Below are 2,500 nucleotides of genomic sequence, written 5' to 3'. Positions count from 1 at the left end.
ATGGCAGATAGGGACCGAACTGTCTCACGACGTTCTGAACCCAGCTCGCGTACCACTTTAAATGGCGAACAGCCATACCCTTGGGACCGACTACAGCCCCAGGATGTGATGAGCCGACATCGAGGTGCCAAACACCGCCGTCGATATGAACTCTTGGGCGGTATCAGCCTGTTATCCCCGGAGTACCTTTTATCCGTTGAGCGATGGCCCTTCCATACAGAACCACCGGATCACTAAGTCCTACTTTCGTACCTGCTTGATCCGTCGATCTCGCAGTCAAGCACGCTTATGCCTTTGCACACAGTGCGCGATGTCCGACCGCGCTGAGCGTACCTTCGAGCTCCTCCGTTACTCTTTGGGAGGAGACCGCCCCAGTCAAACTACCCACCATACATGGTCCCCGATCCGGATTACGGACCTAGGTTAGAACGTCAAGCACATCAGGGTGGTATTTCAAGGTTGGCTCCACCGAAGCTAGCGCCTCGGTTTCATAGCCTCCCACCTATCCTACACAGACGAACTCAACGTTCAATGTAAAGCTATAGTAAAGGTTCACGGGGTCTTTCCGTCTTGCCACGGGAACGCTGCATCTTCACAGCGATTTCAATTTCACTGAGTCTCGGGTGGAGACAGCGCCGCTGTCGTTACGCCATTCGTGCAGGTCGGAACTTACCCGACAAGGAATTTCGCTACCTTAGGACCGTTATAGTTACGGCCGCCGTTTACTGGGGCTTCGATCAAGAGCTTCGCCTTGCGGCTGACCCCATCAATTAACCTTCCAGCACCGGGCAGGCGTCACACCCTATACGTCCACTTTCGTGTTTGCAGAGTGCTGTGTTTTTGATAAACAGTCGCAGCGGCCTGGTTTCTGCGACCCCCCTCAGCTATAGCCCGCATGGGCCACCAAAGAGGGTGCACCTTCTCCCGAAGTTACGGTGCCATGTTGCCTAGTTCCTTCACCCGAGTTCTCTCAAGCGCCTGAGAATTCTCATCCTACCCACCTGTGTCGGTTTACGGTACGGTCTGCGTGAGCTGAAGCTTAGGAGCTTTTCCTGGAAGCGTGGTATCAGTGACTTCGTCCAAAAGGACTCGTCTCGGTGCTCGGTCTTAAAGGATCCCGGATTTGCCAAAGATCCAAACCTACCGCCTTTCCCCGGGACAACCAACGCCCGGTACACCTAACCTTCTCCGTCCCTCCATCGCACTCACGCGAGGTGCAGGAATATTAACCTGCTTCCCATCGACTACGGCTTTCGCCCTCGCCTTAGGGACCGACTAACCCTGCGTCGATTAACGTTGCGCAAGGAAACCTTGGGCTTTCGGCGTGCGGGCTTTTCACCCGCATTATCGTTACTCATGTCAGCATTCGCACTTCCGATACCTCCAGCAACCTTCTCAAGTCACCTTCAACGGCTTACGGAACGCTCCTCTACCGCGCATAACAAAGTTATGCACCCCAAGCTTCGGTTTCGTGCTTAGCCCCGTTAAATCTTCCGCGCAGACCGACTCGACCAGTGAGCTATTACGCTTTCTTTAAAGGGTGGCTGCTTCTAAGCCAACCTCCTGGCTGTCTGTGCCTTTCCACATCGTTTTCCACTTAGCACGAAATTTGGGACCTTAGCTGTGGGTCTGGGTTGTTTCCCTTTTCACGACGGACGTTAGCACCCGCCGTGTGTCTCCCGTACATTCTGTCTTGGTATTCGGAGTTTGCCATGGTTTGCTAAGACGCGATGTCCCGCTAGCCATAACAGTGCTCTACCCCCAAGAAGATTCATACGAGGCGCTACCTAAATAGCTTTCGAGGAGAACCAGCTATCTCCGGGTTCGATTAGCTTTTCACTCCTAATCACACCTCATCCCCTACCTTTGCAACGGGAGTGGGTTCGGGCCTCCAGTACCTGTTACGGCACCTTCACCCTGGGCATGACTAGATCACCCGGTTTCGGGTCTACTGCCCGCGACTATGCGCCCTTATCAGACTCGGTTTCCCTTCGCCTCCCCTATACGGTTAAGCTTGCCACGAACAGTAAGTCGCTGACCCATTATACAAAAGGTACGCAGTCACCCTTGCGGGCTCCTACTGCTTGTACGCACACGGTTTCAGGATCTATTTCACTCCCCTCTCCGGGGTTCTTTTCGCCTTTCCCTCACGGTACTGGTTCACTATCGGTCGGTCAGGAGTATTTAGCCTTGGAGGATGGTCCCCCCATGTTCAGACAGGGTTTCTCGTGCCCCGCCTTACTCGTCTTCACTGAAAAGGTCCTTTCGAATACCGGGCTGTCACCGTCTATGGCCAGTCTTTCCAGACTGTTCTTCTAAAACCAATCCAGCTTAAGGGCTGGTCCCCGTTCGCTCGTCACTACTCAGGGAATCTCGGTTGATTTCTTTTCCTCCGGTTACTTAGATATTTCAGTTCACCGGGTTTGCCTCCAGCAGCTATGTATTCACTGCAGGATACTGCCGAAGCAGTGGGTTTCCCCATTCGGACATTGCGGGATCA

1 rRNA gene (only partly in view) is annotated in these 2,500 nt (G+C 53.7%); it reads right to left on the bottom strand.

Features of this window, described 5'->3' with window-relative positions:
• Positions 1–2,500 (bottom strand): 23S ribosomal RNA (locus tag IB223_RS01245) (it extends past both window edges: 280 nt to the left, 99 nt to the right).

Origin of the sequence: Pseudoxanthomonas sp. PXM03, assembly GCF_014852005.1 — a bacterium.
Lineage (GTDB): Bacteria > Pseudomonadota > Gammaproteobacteria > Xanthomonadales > Xanthomonadaceae > Pseudoxanthomonas_A.
This window is presented reverse-complemented; position numbering and strand designations above follow the sequence as displayed.